The 24,322-nt window shown below is 70.2% G+C and carries 20 protein-coding genes; 19 read left to right on the forward strand and 1 reads right to left on the reverse strand.

What is annotated here, in order from left to right:
• The first annotated feature begins 6 nt into the window (after window positions 1-6).
• Entirely contained in the window at window positions 7-1,155 is a 1,149-nt protein-coding gene (gene mqnC / locus KDL01_RS02050; protein ID WP_212526553.1) for a cyclic dehypoxanthinyl futalosine synthase, read from the forward strand.
• 317 nt (window positions 1,156-1,472) lie between these two features.
• A complete protein-coding gene (locus tag KDL01_RS02055; RefSeq protein WP_212526554.1) occupies window positions 1,473-2,747 on the forward strand; it encodes an amidohydrolase family protein in 1,275 nt (424 codons plus the stop codon).
• Between the two features lie 91 nt (window positions 2,748-2,838).
• On the opposite strand, the gene KDL01_RS02060 is transcribed toward KDL01_RS02055, so the two are convergent.
• A complete protein-coding gene (locus tag KDL01_RS02060; protein WP_212526555.1) occupies window positions 2,839-3,528 on the reverse strand; it encodes a demethylmenaquinone methyltransferase in 690 nt (229 codons plus the stop codon).
• A gap of 52 nt (window positions 3,529-3,580) precedes the next feature.
• Between KDL01_RS02060 and KDL01_RS02065 the strand changes: the two genes are divergently transcribed.
• The 17 genes from KDL01_RS02065 (at window position 3,581) to KDL01_RS02145 (ending at window position 24,264) form a co-directional block, all read left to right on the forward strand.
• Complete coding sequence (locus KDL01_RS02065) at window positions 3,581-5,206, forward strand: N,N-dimethylformamidase beta subunit family domain-containing protein (protein WP_246575820.1); 1,626 nt, start codon at window positions 3,581-3,583, stop codon at window positions 5,204-5,206.
• Window positions 5,207-5,275: 69 nt separating this feature from the next.
• Window positions 5,276-6,589, forward strand: coding sequence for a geranylgeranyl reductase family protein (locus KDL01_RS02070; protein WP_307846024.1), 1,314 nt, complete (start codon window positions 5,276-5,278; stop codon window positions 6,587-6,589).
• A gap of 681 nt (window positions 6,590-7,270) precedes the next feature.
• Window positions 7,271-7,630, forward strand: coding sequence for an NADH-quinone oxidoreductase subunit A (locus KDL01_RS02075; RefSeq protein WP_212526556.1), 360 nt, complete (start codon window positions 7,271-7,273; stop codon window positions 7,628-7,630).
• 9 nt (window positions 7,631-7,639) lie between these two features.
• Window positions 7,640-8,194 carry a NuoB/complex I 20 kDa subunit family protein gene (locus KDL01_RS02080; RefSeq protein ID WP_212526557.1) on the forward strand — a complete coding sequence of 185 codons (555 nt, stop codon included), beginning with the start codon at window positions 7,640-7,642 and terminating at the stop codon, window positions 8,192-8,194.
• The gene (locus KDL01_RS02085; protein ID WP_212526558.1) at window positions 8,191-8,925 is read left to right on the forward strand and encodes an NADH-quinone oxidoreductase subunit C; all 735 of its coding nucleotides are present in this window, start codon (window positions 8,191-8,193) and stop codon (window positions 8,923-8,925) included. The genes KDL01_RS02080 and KDL01_RS02085 overlap by 4 nt, the downstream gene beginning before the upstream one ends.
• The gene (locus tag KDL01_RS02090; RefSeq protein WP_212526559.1) at window positions 8,922-10,334 is read left to right on the forward strand and encodes an NADH-quinone oxidoreductase subunit D; all 1,413 of its coding nucleotides are present in this window, start codon (window positions 8,922-8,924) and stop codon (window positions 10,332-10,334) included. The genes KDL01_RS02085 and KDL01_RS02090 overlap by 4 nt, the downstream gene beginning before the upstream one ends.
• Window positions 10,331-11,035, forward strand: coding sequence for an NADH-quinone oxidoreductase subunit NuoE (gene nuoE / locus KDL01_RS02095; protein ID WP_212526560.1), 705 nt, complete (start codon window positions 10,331-10,333; stop codon window positions 11,033-11,035). The genes KDL01_RS02090 and nuoE overlap by 4 nt, the downstream gene beginning before the upstream one ends.
• The gene (gene nuoF, locus KDL01_RS02100) at window positions 11,032-12,348 is read left to right on the forward strand and encodes an NADH-quinone oxidoreductase subunit NuoF (protein WP_212526561.1); all 1,317 of its coding nucleotides are present in this window, start codon (window positions 11,032-11,034) and stop codon (window positions 12,346-12,348) included. The genes nuoE and nuoF overlap by 4 nt, the downstream gene beginning before the upstream one ends.
• 1 nt (window position 12,349) lies before the next feature.
• Entirely contained in the window at window positions 12,350-14,896 is a 2,547-nt protein-coding gene (locus KDL01_RS02105; RefSeq protein WP_212526562.1) for an NADH-quinone oxidoreductase subunit G, read from the forward strand.
• Window positions 14,896-16,257, forward strand: a complete 1,362-nt coding sequence (gene nuoH / locus KDL01_RS02110; RefSeq protein ID WP_212526563.1) for an NADH-quinone oxidoreductase subunit NuoH — start codon at window positions 14,896-14,898, stop codon at window positions 16,255-16,257. Before KDL01_RS02105 ends, nuoH begins: the two co-directional genes overlap by 1 nt.
• Window positions 16,258-16,348: 91 nt before the next feature.
• On the forward strand, window positions 16,349-16,936 hold the full coding sequence (gene nuoI, locus KDL01_RS02115; protein ID WP_438801943.1) for an NADH-quinone oxidoreductase subunit NuoI: 588 nt from the start codon (window positions 16,349-16,351) through the stop codon (window positions 16,934-16,936).
• Entirely contained in the window at window positions 16,936-17,751 is an 816-nt protein-coding gene (locus KDL01_RS02120; protein WP_212526565.1) for an NADH-quinone oxidoreductase subunit J, read from the forward strand. Before nuoI ends, KDL01_RS02120 begins: the two co-directional genes overlap by 1 nt.
• Window positions 17,748-18,047 (forward strand): NADH-quinone oxidoreductase subunit NuoK, encoded by a 300-nt coding sequence (nuoK, locus tag KDL01_RS02125; RefSeq protein WP_212526566.1) that lies wholly within the window; start codon window positions 17,748-17,750, stop codon window positions 18,045-18,047. The genes KDL01_RS02120 and nuoK overlap by 4 nt, the downstream gene beginning before the upstream one ends.
• Before the next feature lie 19 nt (window positions 18,048-18,066).
• The gene (gene nuoL / locus KDL01_RS02130; RefSeq protein ID WP_212526594.1) at window positions 18,067-19,995 is read left to right on the forward strand and encodes an NADH-quinone oxidoreductase subunit L; all 1,929 of its coding nucleotides are present in this window, start codon (window positions 18,067-18,069) and stop codon (window positions 19,993-19,995) included.
• Window positions 19,996-19,999: 4 nt separating this feature from the next.
• The gene (locus KDL01_RS02135; RefSeq protein WP_212526567.1) at window positions 20,000-21,553 is read left to right on the forward strand and encodes an NADH-quinone oxidoreductase subunit M; all 1,554 of its coding nucleotides are present in this window, start codon (window positions 20,000-20,002) and stop codon (window positions 21,551-21,553) included.
• The gene (gene nuoN / locus KDL01_RS02140; RefSeq protein ID WP_212526568.1) at window positions 21,550-23,112 is read left to right on the forward strand and encodes an NADH-quinone oxidoreductase subunit NuoN; all 1,563 of its coding nucleotides are present in this window, start codon (window positions 21,550-21,552) and stop codon (window positions 23,110-23,112) included. The genes KDL01_RS02135 and nuoN overlap by 4 nt, the downstream gene beginning before the upstream one ends.
• 129 nt (window positions 23,113-23,241) lie before the next feature.
• Window positions 23,242-24,264: a polyprenyl synthetase family protein gene (locus KDL01_RS02145; RefSeq protein ID WP_307846027.1), complete on the forward strand. Its 1,023-nt coding sequence runs from the start codon at window positions 23,242-23,244 to the stop codon at window positions 24,262-24,264.
• Window positions 24,265-24,322: the final 58 nt, after the last annotated feature.

The raw sequence follows: 24,322 nt of genomic DNA on the forward strand, positions 1-24,322 counted from the left end.
GTGAGCATGACTGCTGACGTGCTGGAGCGCGCCGCCGCGGGCGGGCGGATCACCGAGGAAGAGGCGCTGGAGCTCTACCGCAACGCGCCCTTGCACGCGTTGGGCAAGGCCGCGGACACCGCGCGCCGGGCCAAGCTGCCCTACCTCGCGGACACCGCGACGTACATCATCGAGCGCAACATCAACTACACCAACGTCTGTGTGACGGCGTGTAAGTTCTGCGCGTTCTACGTGCCGCCCAAGTCGCCCGACGGCTGGTCGCGCGACCTCGAGGAGATCCTGCGCCGCTGCGGCGAGACGGTCGAGCTCGGCGGCACCCAGGTGATGTTCCAGGGCGGCCATCACCCCGAATACGGGGTCGAATACTACGAGCGCGCCTTCTCCGCCATCAAGGAGAACTACCCGGAGCTGGTCATCCACTCCCTCGGTGCCTCCGAGATCCAGCACATGGCCAAGGTCTCCGGCGTGCCGATCGAGGACGCCATCGTGCGGATCAAGACGGCCGGCCTCGACTCGCTGGCCGGGGCCGGCGCCGAGCTGCTCCCGGCCCGCCCGCGCACCGTCATCGCCCCGCTCAAAGAGTCCGGCGAGCGCTGGCTGGAGATCATGGAGAAGGCCCACACGCTGGGCCTCGAGTCCACCTCCACCATGCTGATGGGCACCGGCGAGACCAACGCCGAGCGGATCAGGCACCTGGCCATGATCCGGGACGTGCAGGACCGCACCGGCGGCTTCCGCGCCTTCATCCCGTACACCTACCAGCCGCTCAACAACCACCTCAAGGGCCGCACCCAGACCACCACCCTGGAGTACCTGCGGCTGATCGCGGTGGCGCGGCTGTTCCTGCACAACGTCAACCACATCCAGGGCTCCTGGCTGACCACCGGCAAGGAGGCCGGCCAGCTCAGCCTGCACTACGGCGCGGACGACCTCGGCTCGGTGATGCTGGAGGAGAACGTGGTCTCCTCGGCCGGCGCCCGGCACCGCTCGAACCGCAATGAGCTGATCCACCTGATCCGTACCGCGGGCCGCGTCCCGGCGCAGCGCTCGACCACCTACGAGCTGCTCGCCGTGCACGAGGACCCGGCCGACGACCCGGTGGACGAGCGGGTGCGCTCGCACATCGCCTCCACCGCGCTGACGCTGGTCGACTAGGGAGTGTCTTCAAAGGGGCGTCGGGTCAGGCCGCGGTGTCTGACGCGTGCGCTCGCAAGGCGCCGGGCCGTGCGCATACTCGGTCGTCTGTAAGCGGTCCGGCAACGCCGCGAGCGTGCGTGGCAGGCGCCGCGGCCCCGGCGAACCTTTGAAGACACGACCTAGGCGGGCCGCGATCCCGCACCTCGCGGGTCGCCGGCTGCCGCGCGCTCGTTCGCCGCACGCGCGGACGGGCGCGTGGGTGGCGCTCAGGGGCCCGGTTCGCCGCGGGCTGTGCGCCGTCGGCGTGGCGGGGCCGATTCGGTAAGGTCGTGCGCATGCAGACCCTCCACAGCGCGCCGATAGTCCTGCCCGTGTCCGCCGAGCCGATCGGCGACGGCGCGGTGCTCGTCGACGGCGACCGGGTGCTCGCCGTCGGCGCCCGGGACGCCCTGGTCGCGGCCCATCCCGGCGTACGGGAGCGTCGGTGGGCCGGCGTGCTCACCCCCGGCCTGGTCAACGCGCACGCTCATCTGCAGTACACCGACTTCGAGGACCTCAACGCGCTCGGCCAGCCCTTCCCGGTCTGGATCAGCGAACTGACCTCGCGTCGGCCGAGTTTCACCGACGCGATGTGGTGCGAGTCCGCGCGCCGCGGGGTGAACCTCATGCTCGACTCCGGCACCACCTCCGTCGCCGACATCGTCACCGACGCCTGCGTGCTCGCCCCCACCGCCCGCAGCGGCATCGGCGGGATCTCCTACCTCGAGATCGTCTTCCAGGACGCCCGCAGCTGGTCCGAGTCCGGCCGCGCCCGCCTGCTCGACCAGCTCGGCTCGAGCCCGGCCGGCCGGCGCCTCGGCGTCTCCCCGCACACGCCGTACACCGTCGCCGGCGCCGTGTTCGCCGACGCGGTGGCCATCGCCAGGGACAAGGGCCTGCGCATTCACCCGCACGTGGCCGAGTCGCCCGCCGAGACCCAGTACGTGGCCCAGGGCACCGGTCCGTTCGCCGAGTCCATGACCAAGTTCGGCAAGGCGATGGAGCTCATCCGCGACGGCGGCTGCGGCCTGACCCCGACCATGTACCTGGACAAGCTCGGCGTGCTCGCCCCCGACGTGCACGCGGCCCACTGCGTCCACTGCGACCCGGCCGACCGCGCCGTCCTGCGCGAGCGCGGGGTCTACGCGGCGCTGTGTGCCAGGTCGAACAAGATCCTGCAGGCCGGACAGCCGCCGGTGGCCGACTACCTGCGCGAGGGCTCCCCGTTCGGCATCGGCACCGACTCGCTCGCCTCGACCCCGTCCCTCGACCTGCTCGAGGAGGCCGCCGCGCTGCGCGACCTCGCCCGCGCCCAGGGCTACCTCGAGCCCGACCTCGACCGCCGCATCCTGGAGGCCGCCACCCTCGGCGGCGCCGGCGCCATGGCCCTGCCCGACGCCGGCCGCATCGAAGCGGGCGCCCGCGCCGACCTGGCCGTCTTCGAAGTCCCGGGCCTGGCCGACCTCACCCCCGAAGCCGCCTACACCGCCCTGCTCGACGCCGCCGCCCAGCGCAGCCACCGCTGCCTCGCCACCGTCCTCGGCGGCACCCTGGTCCACCGCAACGCCTGAGCGCACCGGTGTCTGACGGAGTGTCGGGTGAAGCGGATCGTGCGGCTGAGGACACCTCAGCCGCACGATCCGTATCGCGTGGGAGCTACCGCTACGCCCGCCCGCGGTGCAGGGTGACGATGCCGCCGGTCAGGTCGCGCCAGGCGACCTTGCGCCAGCCGGAGGCCTGCAGCAGGGTGGCCAGGCCGCGCTGGTCGGGCCAGGCGCGGATGGACTCGGCGAGGTAGACGTACGCCTCGGGGTTCGACGCCACCCGGTTGGCGAGCGCGGGCAGGGCGCGCATGAGGTACTCGAGGTAGACCGTGCGGAACGGGGCGAAGGTCGGGTGGGAGAACTCGCACACGACCAGGCGGCCGCCCGGCTTGGTCACCCGGCGCAGCTCGCGCAGGGCGGCGGTGGTGTCGGCGACGTTGCGCAGGCCGAAGGAGATCGTGACCGCGTCGAAGACGGCGTCGGCGAAGGGCAGGCGCATGGCGTCGCCGGCGCAGAAGTCGAGGAAGGGGTTGCGTTCCTTGCCCACCTCGAGCATGCCGAGGGAGAAGTCACACGCCACCACACTCGCGCCGGCCTGCTGGAACGGCACCGAGGAGGTGCCGGTGCCGGCCGCGAGATCCAACACGCGCTCGCCCGGCCGGGCGTCCACGGCCTGGGCCACCGCCTTGCGCCACAACCTCGTCTGGCCCAGCGACAACAGGTCGTTCGTCAGGTCATAGCGTTCGGCGACCCCGTCGAACATGGCGGCGACTTCATGTGGTTCCTTGGCCAACGACGCTCTGCTCATGCCCCTATCCTGGCACCTATCGGAATGCCCGTGAGCGAAGGGGCTCGAAAAGATGACGCGGCGCTCTGAGCGGGCACGCAGCCGTCGCCCCGCACGTCTTCTCGCCACCACTCTCGTCGCCGCCCTGACCGCCGTCCTGACCCTCTCCACGGCCTCCTGCGGCGGCTCCCCGGGCCCCGGTACCGGCTCCGGCGCCGATCCCGCGCAGCAGGCCTCTGCCAGGGCTCAGGGCGGCTCGGCGGGCGCGATCGACGTGGCGGCCGAGAACGCCAAACCCGGTACGCGCGCCTGGGCGGTGGACGACTCGCGGCTCGGGGCGCAGGACGCCATCGAGGGCTACACCGACCACGCGTCGGTGGCGCCGGGGCAGTCCTTCCGGCTCTACGTCTCCACGACCGCCCCCTCCTTCACCGTCGCCGCCTACCGGATCGGGTACTACGGCGGCGCCGACGGGCACCTGGTGTGGCAGTCCCCGCAGACCCCCGGCGTCCACCAGACGGCCCAGTCGATCGATGCCACCACTCACACGGTCGAGTGTGATTGGCAGCCCTCGCTGACCGTCGGGACGAGCGGCTGGGTACCGGGGGAGTACCTGCTGCGGCTCGACTCCTCGGCCGGCGACGAACGGCTGGTGCCGTTGATCGTGCACTCCACCTCCACCGCCGGACGGGTCGTCATCCTCGCCGGGACCACCACGTGGCAGGCGTACAACACCTGGGGCGGCTACTCGCTCTACCGGGGGCCCGACGGCGCCTACGCCACCCGGGCCCGCGCGGTGTCCTTCGACCGGCCCTACCTCGATCCTGACGAGCCGTCGGGTGACGGCCTGTTCTTCCCGTTCGACCAGGCCCTGGTCTCCTTCGCCGAGCAGCACGGCCTGCCGGTGGCCTACGAGTCGGACCTCGAGCTCGAGACCAGCCCGCAGCTGTTCCAGGGCGCCCGCGCGATCGTCTCCGACGGGCACGACGAGTACTACTCGCAGACCATGCGCGACACGCTGCAGAACGCGCGCGACCGGCAGGGCACGAATCTCGCCTTCCTCGGCGCGAACGCGATCTTCCGGCACATCAGATGGGGCTCCACGCAGCTCGGGGCCGACCGCCTGGTGATCTGCTACAAGGACGCCACCGAGGATCCGCTGGCCGCGAGCGACCCGACCCAGACCACCCAGGACTGGCGCTACGCCCCCGACCCGCGCCCGGAGAACGCGCTGACCGGCTCGCTCTACCAGTGCAATCCGGTGGACGCGCCGTACGTCGTCTACGACCCGGACAACTGGATCTTCGCGGGCACCGGCGTCACCCAGGGCACCTCCTTCCCCGGCCTGGTCGGGCCGGAGTACGACCGGGTGGTGGACATCGGGACGACGCCGCATCCGATCGAGGTGCTCAGCCATTCGCCGCTGACCTGTCAGGGGACCGGGAGCTACCAGGAGTCCTCGTACTACACGGTCGCCTCCGGCGCGGGTGTGTTCGACGCGGCCACGATGCGGTGGGAGTGCGCGCTCGGCTCGCAGTGCTCCGCCCACTTCGGCCAGGGCGCGCGGGATTTCGTCCGCCGGGCCACCCTCACCCTGCTCACCGCCTTCGCCGCGGGTCCGGCCGGGCGCGCCCACCCGGCCGTGGACAACACCGCGGCCGACTACGTGCCGCTGGGCGAGGGCCTCGGGATCGACTAACCAGGCCGACAATCGTTCCGGACCGAGCCGACAATCGTTTCGGAAATGTCTTGCCGATAGACTTCCCATGTGCAGAGCTTGAGTGAGAATCAGGCCGACGTCATCGTCGTCGGCGCCGGTCCGGCCGGGTCGACCACGGCCTACCACCTGGCCAAGGCCGGGCTGGACGTGCTGCTGCTGGAGAAGACCTCGTTCCCGCGGGAGAAGATCTGCGGCGACGGGCTGACCCCGCGCGCGGTCACCCAGCTGGTCCGGATGGGCATCGACACGTCGGTGGACAACGGCTGGCTGCACAACAAGGGCCTGCGCATCATGGCCGGCGGCGTGCAGCTCGAACTCGACTGGCCCGAGCTGGCCTCGCACCCGAACTACGGCCTGGTGCGCCCGCGCTCGGACTTCGACGAGCTGCTGGCCCGCCAGGCCAAGGGCGCCGGGGTGCGGCTGCTGGAGAACTGCAACGTCTCCGGGCCGATCCTGGACCCGCGCACCTCCCGCATCGTCGGCGTCACGGCGAAGCTCGGCGCGGGTGCCGGGGAGAGCGGCGAGGCCGGCGCGTCGCGCGCGGGCGCCGAGGTCGAGTTCCGCGCGCCGCTGGTGGTGGCCGCCGACGGCAACTCCACCCGGCTGTCCATCGCGATGGGCCTGCACAAGCGCGAGGACCGCCCGATGGGTGTGGCGTACCGGGCGTACTACAAGAACCCGCGCCACAACGACGACTACCTCGAGTCCTGGCTCGAGCTGACCGACTCCAAGCACCCGGACCGGCTGCTGCCCGGCTACGGCTGGATCTTCGGCATGGGCGACGGCACCTCCAACATCGGCCTGGGCATCCTGGACACCTCCAAGGCCTTCGGCAAGGTCGACTACCGCGACATGATGCGCCGTTGGCTGGGCGGCACCCCCGCGGAGTGGGAGCTGACCGAGGACAACCGCACCTGTCCGATCCGCGGCGCCGCGCTCCCGATGGGCTTCAACCGCAAGCCGCACTACACTCGCGGCCTGCTGCTCGTGGGCGACGCCGGCGGCATGGTCAATCCGTTCAACGGCGAGGGCATCGCCTACGCCATGGAGTCCGGCGAACTGGCCGCCCGCGTCATCGCCCAGGCCAAGGCGCGCACCGGTACCTACGACCGCGAACTCGCCCTGTCCGACTACCCGCGGATCCTGGCCGAGACCTACGGCGGCTACTACACCCTCGGCCGCGTCTTCGTGAAGCTCATCGGCAACCCGAAGGTGATGAAGCTGGCCACCCAGCGCGGCCTGTCCCACCCGATGCTGATGAAGTTCACCCTCAAGCTGCTGGCGAACCTGACCGACCCGCGCGGCGGGGACGCGATGGACCGGATCATCAACGGTCTGGCGAAGGTGACGCCGCGCGCGTAGCGCAGTACGGGAGACGACGCGGAGCCGTCGGTGGCGCAGATGCCGCCGGCGGCTTTTTCGTGCCCGGATTCACCGGGAATTCGCCGGGATGTCGCTTCCGAGTTCGTGCACGCGCTCACAAGCGTTCGCGTGAAAGTGTCACGGCCGCGTCATAGATCGATCTCGGGCATGTCATGGCGGGGTCTCGGCCGCGTCACCGACCCCTGCGACGGCCTGAGCGGGCGGTTCGCCCGGATCGGGGCGGCAGACGGAGATCGGCTTCTACATGAAGTAGAGACCCTCCGTCAAAACGATCTCAGTAAGTGGATCATCATGAAGGCCTTCACCCTCGCGATTGTGACGGCCATCACAAGCCGTGATCATCACTAAATGTCCGGTTCATGATCGACGATCAATTCGGATCTATCCGATTACGCCTGACCTGGGCGTGATGCAGATCACGAAGCGCGACGCGGCGTGTAAGGACTACGTTACAGATCAGCAGGAGCCCGTACCTCCGGGCCGTGGCGGACATCACAGTTGCCGCGGCGTAGGATGGCGGCGAGCGAGGCAGTGTGCGGTAGTTCGGCAAGCCCCGGCCCGGGTGCGAGGTCGCGTCCGGGAGCGCAATAGCGTGACGCGAAGGGCAACTCCGCGTTGTGCTTGTGAAATCCTTCACGAGTAGGGAGATGGCAGCGCGGGATGGATACGTACGTACCGGTGCTCCTCCTGGGTCTGATCGCGGGTGGATTCGCGGTGTTCTCCGTGATCATGGGGGCGATGACCGGACCCAAACGGTATAACCGGGCCAAATACGAAGCCTACGAGTGCGGTATCGAACCGACCCCGCAGCCGATCGGCGGCGGGCGCTTCCCGGTCAAGTACTACCTCACGGCGATGCTCTTCATCGTCTTCGACATCGAGATCGTCTTCCTCTACCCGTGGGCCGTGGCCTTCGACTCGCTCGGCTGGTTCGGCCTGACGGAGATGGTCCTGTTCATCGTCACGGTCTTCGTCGCCTACGCGTATGTCTGGCGGCGCGGCGGGCTCGAGTGGGACTAGGAGGTTCCCATGGGTATTGAGGAGAAGGTGCCGAGCGGCTTCCTGCTCAGCACGGTCGAGGGGCTCGCGGGCTACATGCGCAAGGGCTCGCTGTGGCCGGCCACGTTCGGATTGGCCTGCTGCGCCATCGAGATGATGGCCACCGGCGCGGGGCGCTACGACCTCGCGCGCTTCGGCATGGAGGTCTTCCGCGCCTCGCCGCGGCAGGCCGACCTGATGATCGTCGCGGGCCGGGTGAGCCAGAAGATGGCCCCGGTGCTGCGCCAGATCTACGACCAGATGCCCAACCCCAAGTGGGTGCTGTCGATGGGCGTGTGCGCGTCCTCGGGCGGGATGTTCAACAACTACGCCATCGTCCAGGGCGTGGACCACATCGTCCCGGTGGACATCTACCTGCCCGGCTGTCCGCCGCGGCCGGAGATGCTGATGGACGCGATCATCAAGCTGCACGAGGAGATCCAGAAGATGCCGCTCGGCGTCGACCGCGTGCAGGCGGCCCGTGCGGCCGAAGAGGCCGCGCTCAAGGCGATCCCCACCATCGAGATGAAGGGGCTGCTGCGATGAGCGAAGGCAACCTCCCCGAGCCGAACGGAAACGGAAACGAACTGCCGCAGCCGCTCGCGGTGCAGGCGGCCGAGATCGTGGCGGTGCGCCACGGCATGTTCGGCGGCAGCGGGACCGGCGGCGACACCTCGGGCTACGGCCGCCTGGTCCGGGTGATCGAGTTCCCCGGCCAGAGTCCGCGGCCCTACGGCGGGTACTTCGACGAGGTCGAGAACGAGCTGTTCGGCGCCCTCGACGAGCAGGGCCTGGCGCCCGAGACCGCCATCGAGAAGGTGGTGGTCTACCGCGACCAGCTCGCCTTCCACGTGCGGCGCGCGCATCTGGCGCAGGTCGCCAAGACCCTGCGGGACGACCCGGCGCTCAGGTTCGAACTCTGTCTCGGCGTCTCCGGGGTGCACTTCCCCGAGGAGACCGGGCGGGAGCTGCAGATCCTGGTGCCGCTGCTCTCGATCTCGCACAACCGCCGGGTGCAGCTGGTGGCCACCTGCCCCGACGAGGACCCGCACCTGCCCTCGCTGACCGGGGTCTACCCGGCCGTCGACTGGCACGAGCGGGAGACCTGGGACATGTTCGGGATCATCTTCGACGGCCACCCGGCGCTCACCAGGATCCTGATGCCGGACGACTGGCCCGGCCACCCGCAGCGCAAGGACTATCCGCTCGGCGGCATCCCCGTCGAGTTCAAGGGCGCCCAGATTCCGTCGCCGGACCAGCGGAGGAGCTACCGATGAGCGTGGATGTGGCACAGACGGTGGGTGACGACCGGTCCGAGCAGCCCGATCCGGCGAGCGGGCCCACCGTGCTGGTGGGCGACCCGTACGCGGCCGGCTCCGACCCGGCCGGCGAGCAGGTGTTCACCCTGGCCGGCGGGGACTGGGACGAGATCGCCCGGGAGCTCTCGCGCAACGAGGGGGACAGCCCGGAGGAGCGGATCGTCGTCAACATGGGGCCGCAGCACCCGTCCACGCACGGGGTGCTGCGCCTGGTGGTGGAGACCGAGGGCGAGACCGTCACCGAGGTGCGCTGCGGGATCGGCTTCCTGCACACCGGGATCGAGAAGAACCTGGAGTTCCGCAACTGGACCCAGGGCGTCACCTTCGTCACCCGGATGGACTACACGACGCCGTTCTACCAGGAGGTCGCCTACTGCCTCGCGGTGGAGAAGCTGCTCGGGGTGGAGGACCAGATCCCCAAGCGGGCGAGCGTGATCCGGGTGCTGCTGATGGAGCTCAACCGGATCGCCTCGCACATGGTGTGCATCGCCACCGGCGGCATGGAGATGGGCGCGCTCAGCGCCATGATCTTCGGCTTCCGCGAGCGCGAGCAGGTGCTCGACATCTTCGAGATGGTCACCGGCCTGCGGATGAACCACGCGTTCGTCCGGCCCGGCGGGGTGGCCCAGGACCTGCCGCCCGGCGCGGTGGACAAGATCCGCGAGTTCCTCACCTACATGCCCACGCGCATGAAGGACATCGAGGCGCTGTGCAACGAGAACCCGATCTTCAAGGGGCGCACCGAGAACGTCGGCTACCTCGACCTGACGGGCTGTATGGCCCTGGGTATGACCGGGCCTGTTCTGCGCGCCACCGGGCTGCCGCACGACCTGCGCAAGTCGCAGCCCTACTGCGGCTACGAGGACTACGACTTCGACGTCGTGACCTGGGACAGCTGTGACGCGTACGGGCGCTACCGGATCCGGATGGACGAGGTGCGCCAGTCGCTCAAGATCGTGGCCCAGTGCCTGGACAAGCTCGAGCCCGGCCCGGTGATGATCGAGGACAAGAAGATCGCCTGGCCCGCGCAGCTCGCCCTCGGCGGCGACGGCATGGGCAACTCGCTCGACCACATCCGGCACATCATGGGCGAGTCCATGGAGGCCCTGATCCACCACTTCAAGCTGGTCACCGAGGGCTTCCGGGTGCCGCCCGGCCAGGTCTACGTCGGCATCGAGTCCCCCAAGGGCGAACTCGGCTGCCACGCGGTCTCCGACGGCGGAACCCGGCCCTACCGGGTGCACTTCCGCGACCCGTCGTTCAACAACCTGCAGGCCGTGGCGGTCATGTCCGAGGGCGGCATGCTCGCGGACCTGATCGTCGCCGTGGCCTCCATCGACCCTGTGATGGGAGGTGTGGACCGATGAGCACCGCGGAACTCGGGCTCCCCCGCGTCCCGGCCAAGGGCTATCCCCAGGACGTGGTGGACCGCCTCGAACCGGACGCCGACGCGGTCATCGCGCGCTACCCGGTCAAGCGCTCGGCCCTGCTGCCGCTGCTGCACCTGGTGCAGGCCGAGGAGGGCTTCGTCTCCGGCGACGGCATCCGGTACTGCGCCGAGAAGCTGGGGCTCTCCACGGCCGAGGTCACCGGCGTCGCGACGTTCTACTCCATGTACAAGCGCCGCCAGGTCGGGGACTTCCACGTCGGGGTGTGCACCAACACGCTGTGCGCGGTGCTCGGCGGGGACGAGATCTTCGCCGAGCTCAAGGCCCACCTCGGCGTGGGCAACGACGAGCGCACCGCGGTCAGCCCGGAGGGCAGGAGCCTGACGCTCGAGCACATCGAGTGCAACGCCGCCTGCGACTTCGCCCCGATGATGACGGTCAACTGGGAGTTCTTCGACAACATGACCCCGGACAAGGCCAAGGCCCTGGTGGACGACCTGCTCGCGGGCCGTCCCGTGGTGGCCACCCGGGGCCCGGCGGTGTGCGGCTTCCGCGAGACCGAGCGGATCCTGGCCGGGTTCGAGGACCGGCGCGAGGACGCGGTGCACGGCGGCGGCTCGGCCGGCCCGGAATCCCTGGTGGGCCTGACCATCGCGAAGCAGCGGGGAGAGCAGGCATGACGCTCAAGCTGGCCCCGGTCCTCTCCCGCGCCTGGGACGAACAGGACTCATACACGCTCGACGGCTACCGGCGGCACGACGGCTACACCGCGCTGCGCAAGGCCCTGACCGAGATGACCCCGGACGAGGTCATCACCGAGGTCAAGGACTCCGGCCTGCGCGGGCGCGGCGGCGGCGGGTTCGCCACCGGCGTCAAATGGTCCTTCATCCCGCAGGGCGACGGCAAGCCGCACTACTTCGTGGTCAACGCGGACGAGTCGGAGCCGGGCACCTGCAAGGACATCCCGTTCATGCTGGCCAACCCGCACGAGCTGATCGAGGGCATCGTCATCGGCGCCTACGCGATCCGCTCCGAGCAGGCCTTCATCTACGTGCGCGGCGAGGTCACGCACGTGGTGCGGCGGCTGCTCGCCGCGGTGCGCGAGGCCTACGCGGCCGGGTTCCTGGGCAAGGACATCCTCGGCTCCGGATTCGACCTCGAACTCGTCGTGCACGTCGGCGCCGGCGCGTACATCTGCGGCGAGGAGACCGCGCTGCTCGACTCGCTCGAGGGGCGCCGCGGCCAGCCGCGCAACCGGCCGCCGTTCCCGGCGGTGGAAGGGCTCTACGCCAGCCCCACCGTGGTCAACAACGTCGAGTCGGTCGCCTCCGTGCCCTCGATCATCCGTCGGGGCAAGGACTGGTTCCGCACCTTCGGGAGCGAGAAGAGCGCCGGGTTCGGGTTCTTCTCCCTGTCCGGCCACGTGGTGCGGCCGGGACAGTACGAGGTGGGCCTGGGCGTGACCCTCAGGGAACTGCTGGACCTGGCCGGCGGAATCCGGCACGGGCACCGGCTGAAGTTCTGGACGCCGGGCGGCTCCTCCACCCCGCTGTTCACCGAGGACCACCTCGACGTGCCGCTGGACTTCGAGAACGTGCAGGCGGCCGGCTCGATCCTGGGCACCCGCGCGCTGCAGGTGTTCGACGAGACCACCTGCGTGGTGCGCGCGGTCCTGCGCTGGACCGAGTTCTACGCGCACGAGTCCTGCGGCAAGTGCACCCCCTGCCGCGAGGGCACCTACTGGCTGGTCCAGGCCTACCGCAGGCTCGAGGCCGGCCAGGGCAGCGAGGCGGAGCTGGAGAAGCTGCTCGACATCTGCGACAACATCAACGGCCGTGCCTTCTGCGCACTGGGCGACGGCGCGGTCTCGCCGATCGTCTCGTCCATCAAGTACTTCAGGGACGAGTACCTCGAGCACCTGCGCCACGGCTGCTGCCCCTTCGATCCGGCGCGAACCACGGTGTGGGCCCCGGCGCTGACGGGAGCGTACTGAGATGACGGTAACCACCGCGGACATCCCCGCCCAGGGCAACGGCGCGCAGCTGGAGGTCCCGCCCGGGCACGTGCAGCTGACCGTGGACGGCATCCCGGTCGTGGCGAAGAAGGGCGAGCTGATCATCCGGGTCGCCGAGCGGCTCGGCATCGCCATCCCGCGCTTCTGTGACCACCCGCTGCTCGACCCGGTCGGCGCCTGCCGGCAGTGCCTGGTGGAGGTGGAGGGACAGCGCAAGCCGCTGGCCTCGTGCACCACCACGGTCGCCGACGGCATGGTGGTCAAGACCCAGCGCACCTCGCCGGTGGCGGACAAGGCGCAGCAGGGCGTGATGGAGCTGCTGCTGATCAACCATCCGCTGGACTGCCCGGTCTGCGACAAGGGCGGCGAGTGCCCGCTGCAGAACCAGGCGCTGAGCAACGGCCGCGGCGAGACCCGGTTCGAGGGCCCCAAGCGGACCTTCGCCAAGCCGATCAACATCTCGACCCAGGTCCTGCTCGACCGGGAACGCTGCGTCAACTGCGCCCGGTGCACCCGCTTCGCCGAGCAGATCGCCGGAGACCCCTTCATCGAGCTGATCGAGCGCGGCGCCCAGCAGCAGGTCGGCATCTCCACCGCCGGGGACCAGGACTTCGAGTCCTACTTCTCCGGCAACACGGTGCAGATCTGCCCGGTCGGCGCGCTCACCGGCGCGGCCTACCGGTTCCGCTCCCGCCCCTTCGACCTGGTCTCCACGCCGACCGCGTGCGAGCACTGCGCCTCCGGCTGCGCGCTGCGCACCGACCACCGGCGCGGCAAGGTACTGCGACGCCTGGCCGGGGAGGACCCAGAGGTCAACGAGGAGTGGAACTGCGACAAGGGCCGCTGGGCCTTCCAGTACCCGACCCTCGGGGACCGGATCACCACCCCGCTCGTGCGCAAGGACGGCGAACTGGTGCCCGCGTCCTGGCCCGAGGCCCTGCGCGCGGCTGCGGCCGGACTGCGCACCGGACGCGGCCACGCCGGCGTGCTCGTCGGCGGACGCGCGAGCTTCGAGGACGCCTACGCGTACGCGAAGTTCGCCCGGCTGGCGCTGGACACCAACGACATCGACTTCCGGGCCCGCCCGCACAGCCACGAGGAGGCCGAGTTCCTCGCGGCCCAGGTGGCCGGACGCGTTCCCGGCGGCGAGGGCACGCGCGACGCGGTCACCTACGCCGACCTGGACAAGGCCCCGGCGGTGCTGCTGGTCGGGTTCGAGCCCGAGGACGAGTCCCCGATCGTCTTCCTGCGCCTGCGCAAGGCCTTCCGGGTCAACAAGACGCAGGTCGTGGCCATAGCGCCGTTCGCCACCCGCGGACTGCGCAAGTGCGGCGGCACGCTGCTCAAGGCCGCCCCGCACACCGAGCCGGAGTTCCTCGGCGCCCTGGCCGCCGGCAGCTACGACGCAGGGCTCGACCACGCCGCCCTCGAGGTGGCCACCAAGCTGCGGGCCGAGGGCTCGGTCATCCTGGTCGGCGAGCGGCTGGCCGGAGTGCCCGGCGGCCTGAGCGCCGCGGTGCGCCTGGCCAAGGTCACCGGCGCCCGCCTGGCCTGGGTGCCGCGGCGGGCCGGCGAACGCGGCGCGGTCGAGGCCGGCGCGCTGGCCAACCTGCTGCCCGGCGGCCGGCCGATCGGCGACCCGCTCGCCCGCGGCCAGGTCGCCACCGCCTGGGGAGTACGGGCCCTGCCGACCATCGAGGGCCGGGACGGCGACGCGATCCTGTCCGCCGCGCGCTCCGGGGAGATCAGTGCCCTGCTCATCGGCGGCGTGGACCCGGATGACCTGCCCGACCCGGCCGGGGTGCGCTCCGCCCTGGACGCGGCCGGATTCGTGGTCTCGCTCGAACTGCGCCACAGCGCCGTGACCGAACGGGCCGACGTGGTCTTCCCGGTCGCGGCCGTGGCCGAGAAGTCGGGCTCCTTCCTGGACTGGGAGGGACGCACCCGCCCGTTCCAGCAGGCGCTGAGCCCCGAGGTGGTGCAGACCCACGGCGGCCACGTCACCGACCTGCGCGTGCTCGACCGGCTCGCCGACGCCATGGACGTCCACCTCGGACTGCCGGACGTGGCCGCCGCCCGCCGCGAACTCGACGAGCTCGGCGACTGGGACGGCCCCCGGGCCCTGCCCCCGCGTACCGAGATCCTGACCCTGCCGGCCCCCGGTGAGGGCCAGGCCGTGCTCGCCACCTGGCACCAGCTGCTCGACGACGGGCGGCTGCAGGATGGCGAGAAGTACCTGGCCGGCACCGCCCGCCGTTCGGTCGTGCACCTGTCCCCGGCCACCGCCAAGGAGATCGGGGCGTACGAGGGCGGACCCGTGTCGGTGGGTACCGACGCCGGCACGGTGGTGCTGCCGCTGGAGATCGCCGACCTGCCCGACCGGGTGGTCTGGCTGCCGACGAACTCCCCGGGCTCGCACGTACGCGCCGTCCTGTGCGCGGACACCGGGGCCATCGTGACGCTGGCCGCCGAGCCGCCCGCGTCCGCCGCCGCCGACGAGGCCGGCGCCGAGGAGGAGGAGCGCTGATGGCCAACATGGACCACTGGGTGATCAACGGCTTCGACACCCACATTCCGTGGTGGTTCCTGCTGTCCCTGGTCAAGGCGGTCGCGGCCTTCGCGATGCTGGTGGTGCTCACCCTGTTCAACATCTGGTTCGAGCGCCGCGTGGTGTCCTGGATGCAGATGCGCGTGGGCCCGGACCGGGTCGGCCCGCAGGGACTGCTGCAGTCCCTGGCCGACGGGGTGAAGCTGGCGCTCAAGGAGGACATCGTCCCGACGAACGCCGACAAGCCGGTGTTCTGGGCGGCCCCGGTGATCTCCACCGTCCCGGCCTTCCTCGCCTTCGCGGTGATCCCCTGGGGCGGCCGGGTCTCGATCTTCCACCACTGGACCACGCTGCAGCTGGTCGACCTGCCCATCGGCGTGCTCTACATCCTCGCGGTGTCCTCCATCGGCATCTACGGGATCGTGCTGGCCGGCTGGAGCTCGGGCTCGACCTACCCGCTGCTCGGCGGCATCCGCTCCTCCGCCCAGATGATCTCCTACGAGATCGCGATGGGCCTGAGCTTCGCCGGGGTGTTCCTGTACGCGGGCACCATGTCCACCAGCGGGATCGTGGCCGCGCAGGCGCACACCTGGTACATCATCCCGCTGTGCGTCTCCGGGATCATCTACATGATCTCGATGGTGGGCGAGACCAACCGCGCCCCCTTCGACCTGCCCGAGGCCGAGGGCGAGCTGGTCGGCGGCTTCCACACCGAGTACAGCTCGCTCAAGTTCGCCCTGTTCTTCCTGGCCGAGTACATCAACCTGGTCGTGGTCTCCTGCCTGGCCATCACGCTGTTCTTCGGCGGCTGGCGGGCGCCGTGGCCGATCACCACCTTCTGGTCCGGCGCGAACCAGGGCTGGTTCCCGATGATCTGGTTTTTGGCCAAGCTGCTGATCTTCGTGTTCGTCTTCATCTGGCTGCGCGGCACGCTGCCCCGGCTGCGCTACGACCAGTTCATGCGGCTGGGGTGGAAGGTGCTCATCCCGGTCTCGCTGGTCTGGCTGCTGCTGGTCGCGGTGATCCGCCAGCTGCGCAACGCCGGCGACATGGACCAGGGGCACCTGGTGCCGATCTGCCTGGTCGCGGGCGTGCTGTTCGTGGCCCTGCTGATCGGCCTCGAGGTGCGCGAGCGCAACCAGGACGAGCGCGCCCGGCGCCGGCGCAACGCCGAGGACGCCGCGCGGGAGCAGGACACCTCCGGCTTCGGCGGCGGCTTCCCGGTCCCGCCGATGCCCGGCCAGGTCCGCCCGATCGTCGCCCGCCGCGCCCCGCGCACCCCGAGCCTCGCCCTGGCCGCCAACGGCCATTCCACGGAGGAGTCGTCTGATGGCGAGTAAGAAGCAGCCCCCGAAGGGCGTTTCGGGGGCGGAGACTGCCAAGGCGGGACCGCTGGCCTCGGTGGCCGGCTTCGGGGTCACCTTCGCGACGATGTTCAAGCACCCGAACACCGAGCGCTACCCCGAGGAGAAGGTCCCCACCCAGCTGCGCTTCCACGGCCGCCACCAGCTCAACCGGCACCCGGACGGGCTGGAGAAGTGCATCGGCTGCGAGCTGTGCGCCTGGGCCTGCCCGGCCGACGCCATCTATGTGGAGGGCGCCGACAACACCGAGGAGGAGCGCTTCTCCCCGGGCGAGCGCTACGGCCGGGTGTACCAGATCAACTATCTGCGCTGCATCCTGTGCGGCCTGTGCATCGAGGCCTGTCCCACCCGCGCGCTGACCATGACGAACGAGTACGAGCTCGCCGACACCAGCCGCTCTTCGCTGATCTACACCAAGGACCGGCTGCTCGCCCCGCTCACCGACGGCATGGTCCCGGCCCCGCACCGGATGTACCAGGACGCGGACGGCCACGAGGTGACCGAGAAGGAGTACTACCGCGGCGAGGTCCCGCGCGCCGACGACGACCTGCTGCGGCCGCTGCTGGCCGCGGCCCGCGCCGCCGACGCCGCGCGGGTCGGCGCCCGGGTGGACGTGCCCGGGGACGCGGCCGAAGAGTCCGGAGAGGAGTCCTGATGGGAAACACCGGCCACGGCGAGACCCTGCTGTTCTGGCTCGGCTCGATCGTCTCCGTGCTCGGCGCGCTCGGCCTGATCTTCTCCAAGAAGATCGTGCACGCGGCACTGGCCCTGTGTTCGGTGATGCTCTGCCTCGCCTTCTTCTACATGGCCCAGGGCGCCGTCTTCCTCGGCGTCGTGCAGGTCGTCGTCTACACCGGCGCGGTCATGATGCTGTTCCTGTTCGTGCTCATGCTGATCGGCATCGAGTCGCAGGACTCGCTGACCGAGACCATCCGCGGCCAGCGCTTCCTCGCGGTGCCGCTCGTGGTCGCCTTCGGCGCGGTGCTGATCGGCGTGTACGCGCACGCGAACCTGCCCGCCTTCGTCGGCACCGACGCGGTCAACGCCAAGGGCGGCGGCAACGTCACGGCCCTGGCCCAGCTGCTCTTCTCCCGCTACTACTGGGCCTTCGAGGTCTCCTCCGCGGTGCTGATCACCTCGGCGATCGGCGCGATGGTGCTCACCCACCGGGAGCGCACCACGCCGCGCAAGTCGCAGCGCGAGCAGTCGATCGAGCGCTTCGAGCGCTGGGGCCGGGGCGAGCGGATCCAGGTCACCGGCCTGCCCAACCCCGGCGTCTACGCCCAGCACAACGCGGTCGACACCCCGGCGCTGCTGCCCGACGGCTCGCCCGCCGAGGTGAGCGTGAACGCCACCCTGCGCGGGCGCGACACGGTCCGCGGCTTCCGGCCGCTGCCGCTGCCCGGCCAGGTCAACGGCCAGGTCAACGGCAAGCAGAGCGCCAAGCAGAGCAACGAGGTGTCGCAGTGAACCCGGCCAACTACCTGTACCTGTCCGCGATCCTGTTCACCCTCGGCGCGCTGGGGGTGCTGATCCGGCGCAACGCCATCGTCGTGTTCATGTGCATCGAGCTGATGCTCAACGCGGCGAACCTGGCCTTCGTCACCTTCGCCCGGATGCGCGGCGCCCTCGACGGCCAGATCATCGCGTTCTTCACGATGGTGGTGGCCGCGGCCGAGGTCGTGGTCGGCCTCGCGATCATCATCATGGTCTTCCGTACCCGCCGTTCGGCCTCGGTCGACGACGCCAACCTGCTGAAGTACTAGGGAATAGGTGGCCTCGACGATGCCCTCGTCCTACGCGCCGCTCGCGGCGACCGGTACCTTCGCCCTGATCGCCTGGGTGATCGCGATTCCCCTGGCTGGGGCCGCGATCCTGCTGCTCGGGGGGCGCCGGACGAACCGCTTCGGCCACCTGCTCGGCTGCGCGGCCTCGGTCGGCTCGTTCGTCCTCGGCGCGGTGCTCTTCTTCGCGCTGCTCGGCAAGCCGGGCGATCAGCGCTCGTACGACCAGCACGTCTACACCTGGGTCCCGGTGCCCGGCTTCAGCGCCGACGCCGGGTTCCACCTGGATCAGCTCTCGATCATCTTCGTGCTGCTGATCACCGGGGTGGGCTCGCTGATCCACATCTACTCGGTCGGCTATATGGCCCACGACGAGCAGCGGCGCAAGTTCTTCGCGTACCTGAACCTGTTCCTCGCCGCGATGCTCGTGCTCGTGCTGGCCGACAACTACCTGCTGCTCTACGCCGGCTGGGAGGGCGTGGGCCTGGCCTCGTACCTGCTGATCGGGTTCTGGCAGCACAAGCCCTCGGCGGCGGTGGCGGCCAAGAAGGCGTTCATCGTCAACCGGGTCGGCGACGTCGGCCTCTCCCTGGCCGTGATGCTCATGTACACCACCTTCGGCAGCTTCGCCTTCGGCCCGGTGTTCAACGGCGTGTCCGGGGCCAAGACCGGCACGCTCACCGCGATCGGCCTGCTGCTGCTGCTCGGCGCCTGCGGCAAGAGCGCGCAGTTCCCGCTGCAGTCCTGGCTCGGCGACGCGATGGAGGGCCCGACCCCGGTCAGCGCCCTGATCCACGCCGCGACCATGGTGACCGCGGGCGTCTACCTGATCGTGCGCTCCAACGCGATCTTCGACGCCGCGCCGAACGCCCGCCTGGTGGTCACCATCGTGGGCGCGGTCACACTGATGCTCGGTGCGATCATCGGTTGCGCGAAGGACGACATCAAGAAGGCGCTGGCCGGCTCGACCATGTCGCAGATCGGCTACATGGTCCTGGCCGCGGGACTCGGCCCGATCGGCTACGTCTTCGCGATCATGCACCTGGTCACGCACGGCTTCTTCAAGGCCGGCCTGTTCCTCGGCGCCGGCTCGGTGATGCACGGCATGAACGACGACGTGAACATGCGCCACTACGGCGCCCTGCGCAAGTTCATGCCGTGGACCTACGTCACCTTCGGCCTCGGCTACCTCGCCATCATCGGCTGCCCGCCGTTCTCCGGGTACTGGTCCAAGGACAAGATCATCGAGGCCGCGTTCAGCCAGGGCGGAACCAGCGGCTGGATCCTCGGCTGCACCACCCTGCTCGGCGCGCTGATCACCGCGTTCTACATGACCCGGGTGATGCTGATGACCTTCTTCGGCCAGAAGCGCTGGGTCGCCGACGAGCAGGGGCACGAGCCGCACCCGCACGAGTCGCCCTGGGTCATGGTGGTCCCGATGGCCGTGCTGGCGGTCGGATCCGTGGCCGCGGGCGCCCTGTTCTCCTACCACAGCGCCTTCGTCAACTGGCTCGAGCCGGTCACCGGCCACAGCGACGGGAGGCTGCCGTTCAGCGACGCGCTGCTGCAGGTGATCACGCTCGCGGTGGTGGCGCTCGGCGTCGCCTACGCCTGGAGCCTCTACGGCCGCCAGGAGGTCCCGGCCCAGGCCCCGGCCGGCGCGTTCGCCACCCGGGCCGCCCGCCGCGACCTGTACGGCGACGCGTTCAACGAGCTCGTGTTCATGCGCACCGGCCAGTACCTGACCAGAGTCCTGGTCTACTTCGACCTCAAGGGCGTGGACGGCGCGGTCAACGGCATCGCCGCGGGCCTCGGCGGCAGCTCCGGCAGGCTGCGCCGGCTGCAGACCGGCTTCGTGCGCTCCTACGCCCTGTCGATGTTCGGCGGCGCCACGCTGCTGATCGCCGCCCTCCTGCTGGTAAGGGGTTAACTCGATGTCCGGCTTCCCCTATCTCACCGTCACGATCGCCTCGCCGCTGCTCGGCGTCGCCGGGATCGCGCTGCTGCCGCGCGGTGCGCAGAAGCGGGCCAGGGAGATCGCCGTCGCGACCTCGCTGATCACCCTGGTGCTCGCGATCGTGGACGCGGTGAAGTTCAACGTCGGCGGGGCGCAGTACCAGCTGACCGAGAGCCACACCTGGATCTCCCAGTTCCACATCGACTACAGCGTCGGGGTGGACGGCATCGCGCTCGTGCTCATCCTGATGACGGCCGTGCTGGTCCCGGTGGTGCTGCTGGCCTCCTGGAACGACGGGAAGAACACGCCACGGGCCTTCTTCGCCCTCATGCTCGTGCTGGAAGTCATGATGATCGGCGTCTTCGCCGCCACCGACGTCTTCCTGTTCTACGTGCTCTTCGAGGCGCTGCTGATCCCCAGCTACTTCCTGATCGGCTCCTACGGCAAGAGCGGCGAGAAGCACCGCTCCTACGCCGCGGTGAAGTTCCTGCTCTACAACCTGCTCGGTGGGCTGCTCATGCTCGCCGCGGTGATCGGCCTGTACGTGGTGGCCAATCGCACGGTGGCCGACCCGTTCGACTTCCCGACCCTCGCGCACGCGGTGGCCACCGGGCAGCTGCACTTCTCCACCGGCGTGGAGCGCTGGCTCTTCCTCGGGTTCTTCATCGCCTTCGCGGTCAAGGCCCCGCTCTGGCCGTTCCACACCTGGCTGCCCGACGCGGCCGCCGAGGCCACCCCGGGCACCGCGGTGCTGCTCGTCGGCGTCCTCGACAAGATCGGCACCTTCGGCATGCTCCGGTTCTGCCTCGAGCTGTTCCCGAGCGCCTCGCACTACTTCACACCGGTGATCCTGGTGCTCGCGGTCATCAGCACGATCTACGGAGCGCTGCTCGCGATCGGGCAGCGGGACATGAAGCGCCTGATCGCCTACACCTCGATCTCGCACTTCGGCCTGATCACCCTCGGCGTGTTCGCCTGGACCGCCCGCGGCCAGGTCGGCGCGACGCTCTACATGGTCAACCACGGCCTTTCCACCGGCGCGCTGTTCCTGCTGGCAGGCTTCCTGATCTCCCGCCGCGGCTCGACCGAGATCGACGCGTACGGCGGAGTGCAGAAGGTGGCGCCGGTGCTGGCCGGGACCTTCCTGCTGGCGGGCCTGAGCTCGCTGGCGCTGCCGGGCCTGAGCTCCTTCGTGAGCGAGTTCCTGGTCCTGGTGGGCACCTTCGAGAAGTACCCGGTGGCCGCGATCTTCGCCGTCACCTCGATCGTGCTCGCCGCGGTCTACATCCTCTGGCTCTATCAGCGCACGATGACCGGACCGGTCACCGCGGCGGTCAGCGGCTTCAAGGACCTGACCCGGCGTGAGCTGGCCGCGGTGGTCCCGCTGCTGGCCCTGATCCTGGTGCTGGGCTTCGCCCCCGGCATCCTGACGAAATACATCAACCCTGCCGTCACCCAGTCGACGTCGCTCCAGGTGACGACGACGCCGCCGCCGTCCATCGCGGCCCAAGCCCAGGGGAGTGACCAGTGAGCGCCCTCGCCGCCACCACGTTCACGGTGCCGCCGGTCGAATTCGGCAAACTCTCGCCGATGCTGATCGCCTTCGGCGCGGCCACCCTCGGCATCCTGGTCGAGGCCCTCGCGCCGCGCGCGCACCGGTACCGGATCCAGGTCGGCCTCGCCCTGGTCGGCATCGCGGCCGCGTTCGGCGCCGTGCTGGCCCTGGCCAAGACCGGCGTGGAGGTGGTCGCGCAAGGCTCGGTCGCCATAGACGGAACCACGCTGTTCCTGCAGGGCACCATCCTGGTCATCGCCTTCGTCGGCTTCCTGGTCATCGCCGAGCGCAAGACCGACCAGAACCAGGACGCCTTCGCCGCGCAGGGCGCCTCGGTGCCCGGCTCCCAGGCCGAGCGCGACACCACCCGCAAGGGCTGGCAGACCACCGAGATCTACCCCCTGCTGATGTTCTCGGTCGGCGGCATGCTGCTGTTCCCGGCGGCCAACGACCTGCTGACCATGTTCGTCGCGCTCGAGGTGCTCTCGCTGCCGCTGTACCTGGTCTGCGGCCTCGCCCGGCACCGCCGGCTGCTCTCGCAGGAGGCCGCGCTCAAGTACTTCCTGCTCGGCGCGTTCTCCTCGGCCTTCTTCCTCTACGGCGCGGCCATGCTCTACGGCTACGCCGGCTCGGTGAACCTGGCCGTGATCGCCCAGCACGTGGCGCACCCCGACGCCGGCTCCACCCTGCTCTACGCGGGCCTGGCCATGCTCGGGGTGGGCCTGCTGTTCAAGGTGGGCGCCGCGCCGTTCCACATGTGGACCCCGGACGTGTATCAGGGCGCGCCGACCCCGGTGACCGGCTTCATGGCCGCCGCCACCAAGATCGCCGCGTTCGGCGCGCTGGTGCGGGTGCTCGACGTCGGCCTCGGCGGCTCGAGCGCCGTCGCCGTCTGGCGTCCGGTGCTCCAGGCCGTGGCCGTGATCACCATGCTGGTCGGCGGCATCCTCGCGCTGACCCAGCGGGACATCAAGCGCATGCTGGCCTACTCCGCCATCCTCAACGCCGGCTACCTGCTGATCGGCGTGACCTCCACGACGGCGCAGGCCAGGGCCGCGGTGCTGTTCTATCTGCCGGTGTACGGCGTCGCCATCATCGGCGCGTTCGCCGTGGTGACCCTGGTGCGTGACGCCGGCGGCGAGGCCACCGACCTGAGCCGCTGGGCGGGTCTGGGCAAACGCGCCCCGATCCCGGCCGCGCTGCTCGCCGTGTTCCTGCTGGCCTTCGCGGGCATCCCGTTCACCAGCATCTTCATCGGCAAGTTCGCCATCTTCCAGGCCGCGCTCAACGCCGGCGCCCCGGCCCTGGTCATCGTGGCCGTACTCGCCAGCGCCCTGGCCGCGTTCTTCTACCTGCGCGTGGTCGTGGTGATGTTCTTCTCCGACCCGCTGCCGGACGGCCCGACCATCGCCCACCCGTCCATCGCGGTCAAGACCGCGCTGGCGGTGGCGGCGTTCGCCACCGTGGCCCTGGGCATCGCGCCCAGCCTGCTGCTGCACCTGGCGAACAACTCCGCGGGCATCCTGGCGAAGTAGTGCGGCGGCCGGGCGGCTGGGGGCGATCCCAGCGGCCCGGCCGCGTGCCATAGGTAGAGGTGCATGCACTAGGTTGGGATTCGGTAAGAGTGGACGACGGGTGACCCGATCGGGTGAGAGGCGAATGGCGTGAGCGTGCAGGTGGCGACCGAACGCGCGGGCAGCCTGCCCTGGGGCCTCGTCACCAGCGACCCCGGGCTGACGGCCCGGGTGCGCGCCGGCCTGACCGAGGTCGAGGATCTGCTCACCCGCTGCGCGCACAGTGACCACCCGCTGATCCGCGAGGCCGCCACCCATCTCGTGGCCGCCGGCGGCAAGCGGTTCCGCCCCCTGCTCACGCTGGTCGCCGCCGAGTTCGGCGAGCCCACCGCGGAGCAGGTCATCGTGGCCGGATGTGTGGTGGAGCTGACCCACCTGGCCACGCTGTACCACGACGACGTCATGGACGAGGCCGCGCTGCGCCGGGGCGTGCAGACCGCGAACGCCCGCTGGGACAACACGATCGCGATCCTCACCGGGGACTACCTGTTCGCCAAGGCCTCGATGCTGCTGGCCGACCTCGGCCCGGAGGCGGTGCGCCTGCAGGCCGCGACCTTCGAGCGTCTGGTGACCGGTCAGATCAACGAGTGCCTCGCCCCCGACCCGGACGAGACGGCGATCGACCACTACCTGCGCGTGCTCGAGGACAAGACCGGCTCGCTGATCGCCACCTCGGCCCGCTTCGGCGCCCTGCTCTCCGGCGCGGGACCGACCGTGGTCGAGCAGCTCACCCGCTTCGGCGAGACCTTCGGCGTGGCCTTCCAACTCGCCGACGACATCATCGACATCGCCGGCGAGGCCGAGCAGTCCGGCAAACTCCCCGGCACCGACCTGCGCGAGGGCGTGCCGACCCTTCCCACCCTCTACGCCCTGGCCTCGACCGACCCCGAGTCCGCGCGTCTACGGGAACTGCTCTCCGCCCCCATCGAAGACGACGCCCTCATCATCGAGGCCCTCGACGCCCTGCGCACCCACGCCGCCATGGACCAGGCCCGCGCCACCACCCTCCGCTACGCCGACGAAGCCCGCTCCATGCTCGACGGCCTCCCCGACATCCCCGCCCGCGACGCCCTCTACGCCCTCTGCGACCTGGTCCACTCACGCACCGTCTGACGCGTCGGCGGCGGGGCGACCCGACTGATCAGGGGCCACCTGCGCAACCGCCCGTCCG

The sequence above is a fragment of the Actinospica durhamensis genome (assembly GCF_018139695.1).
Lineage (GTDB): Bacteria > Actinomycetota > Actinomycetes > Streptomycetales > Catenulisporaceae > Actinospica > Actinospica durhamensis.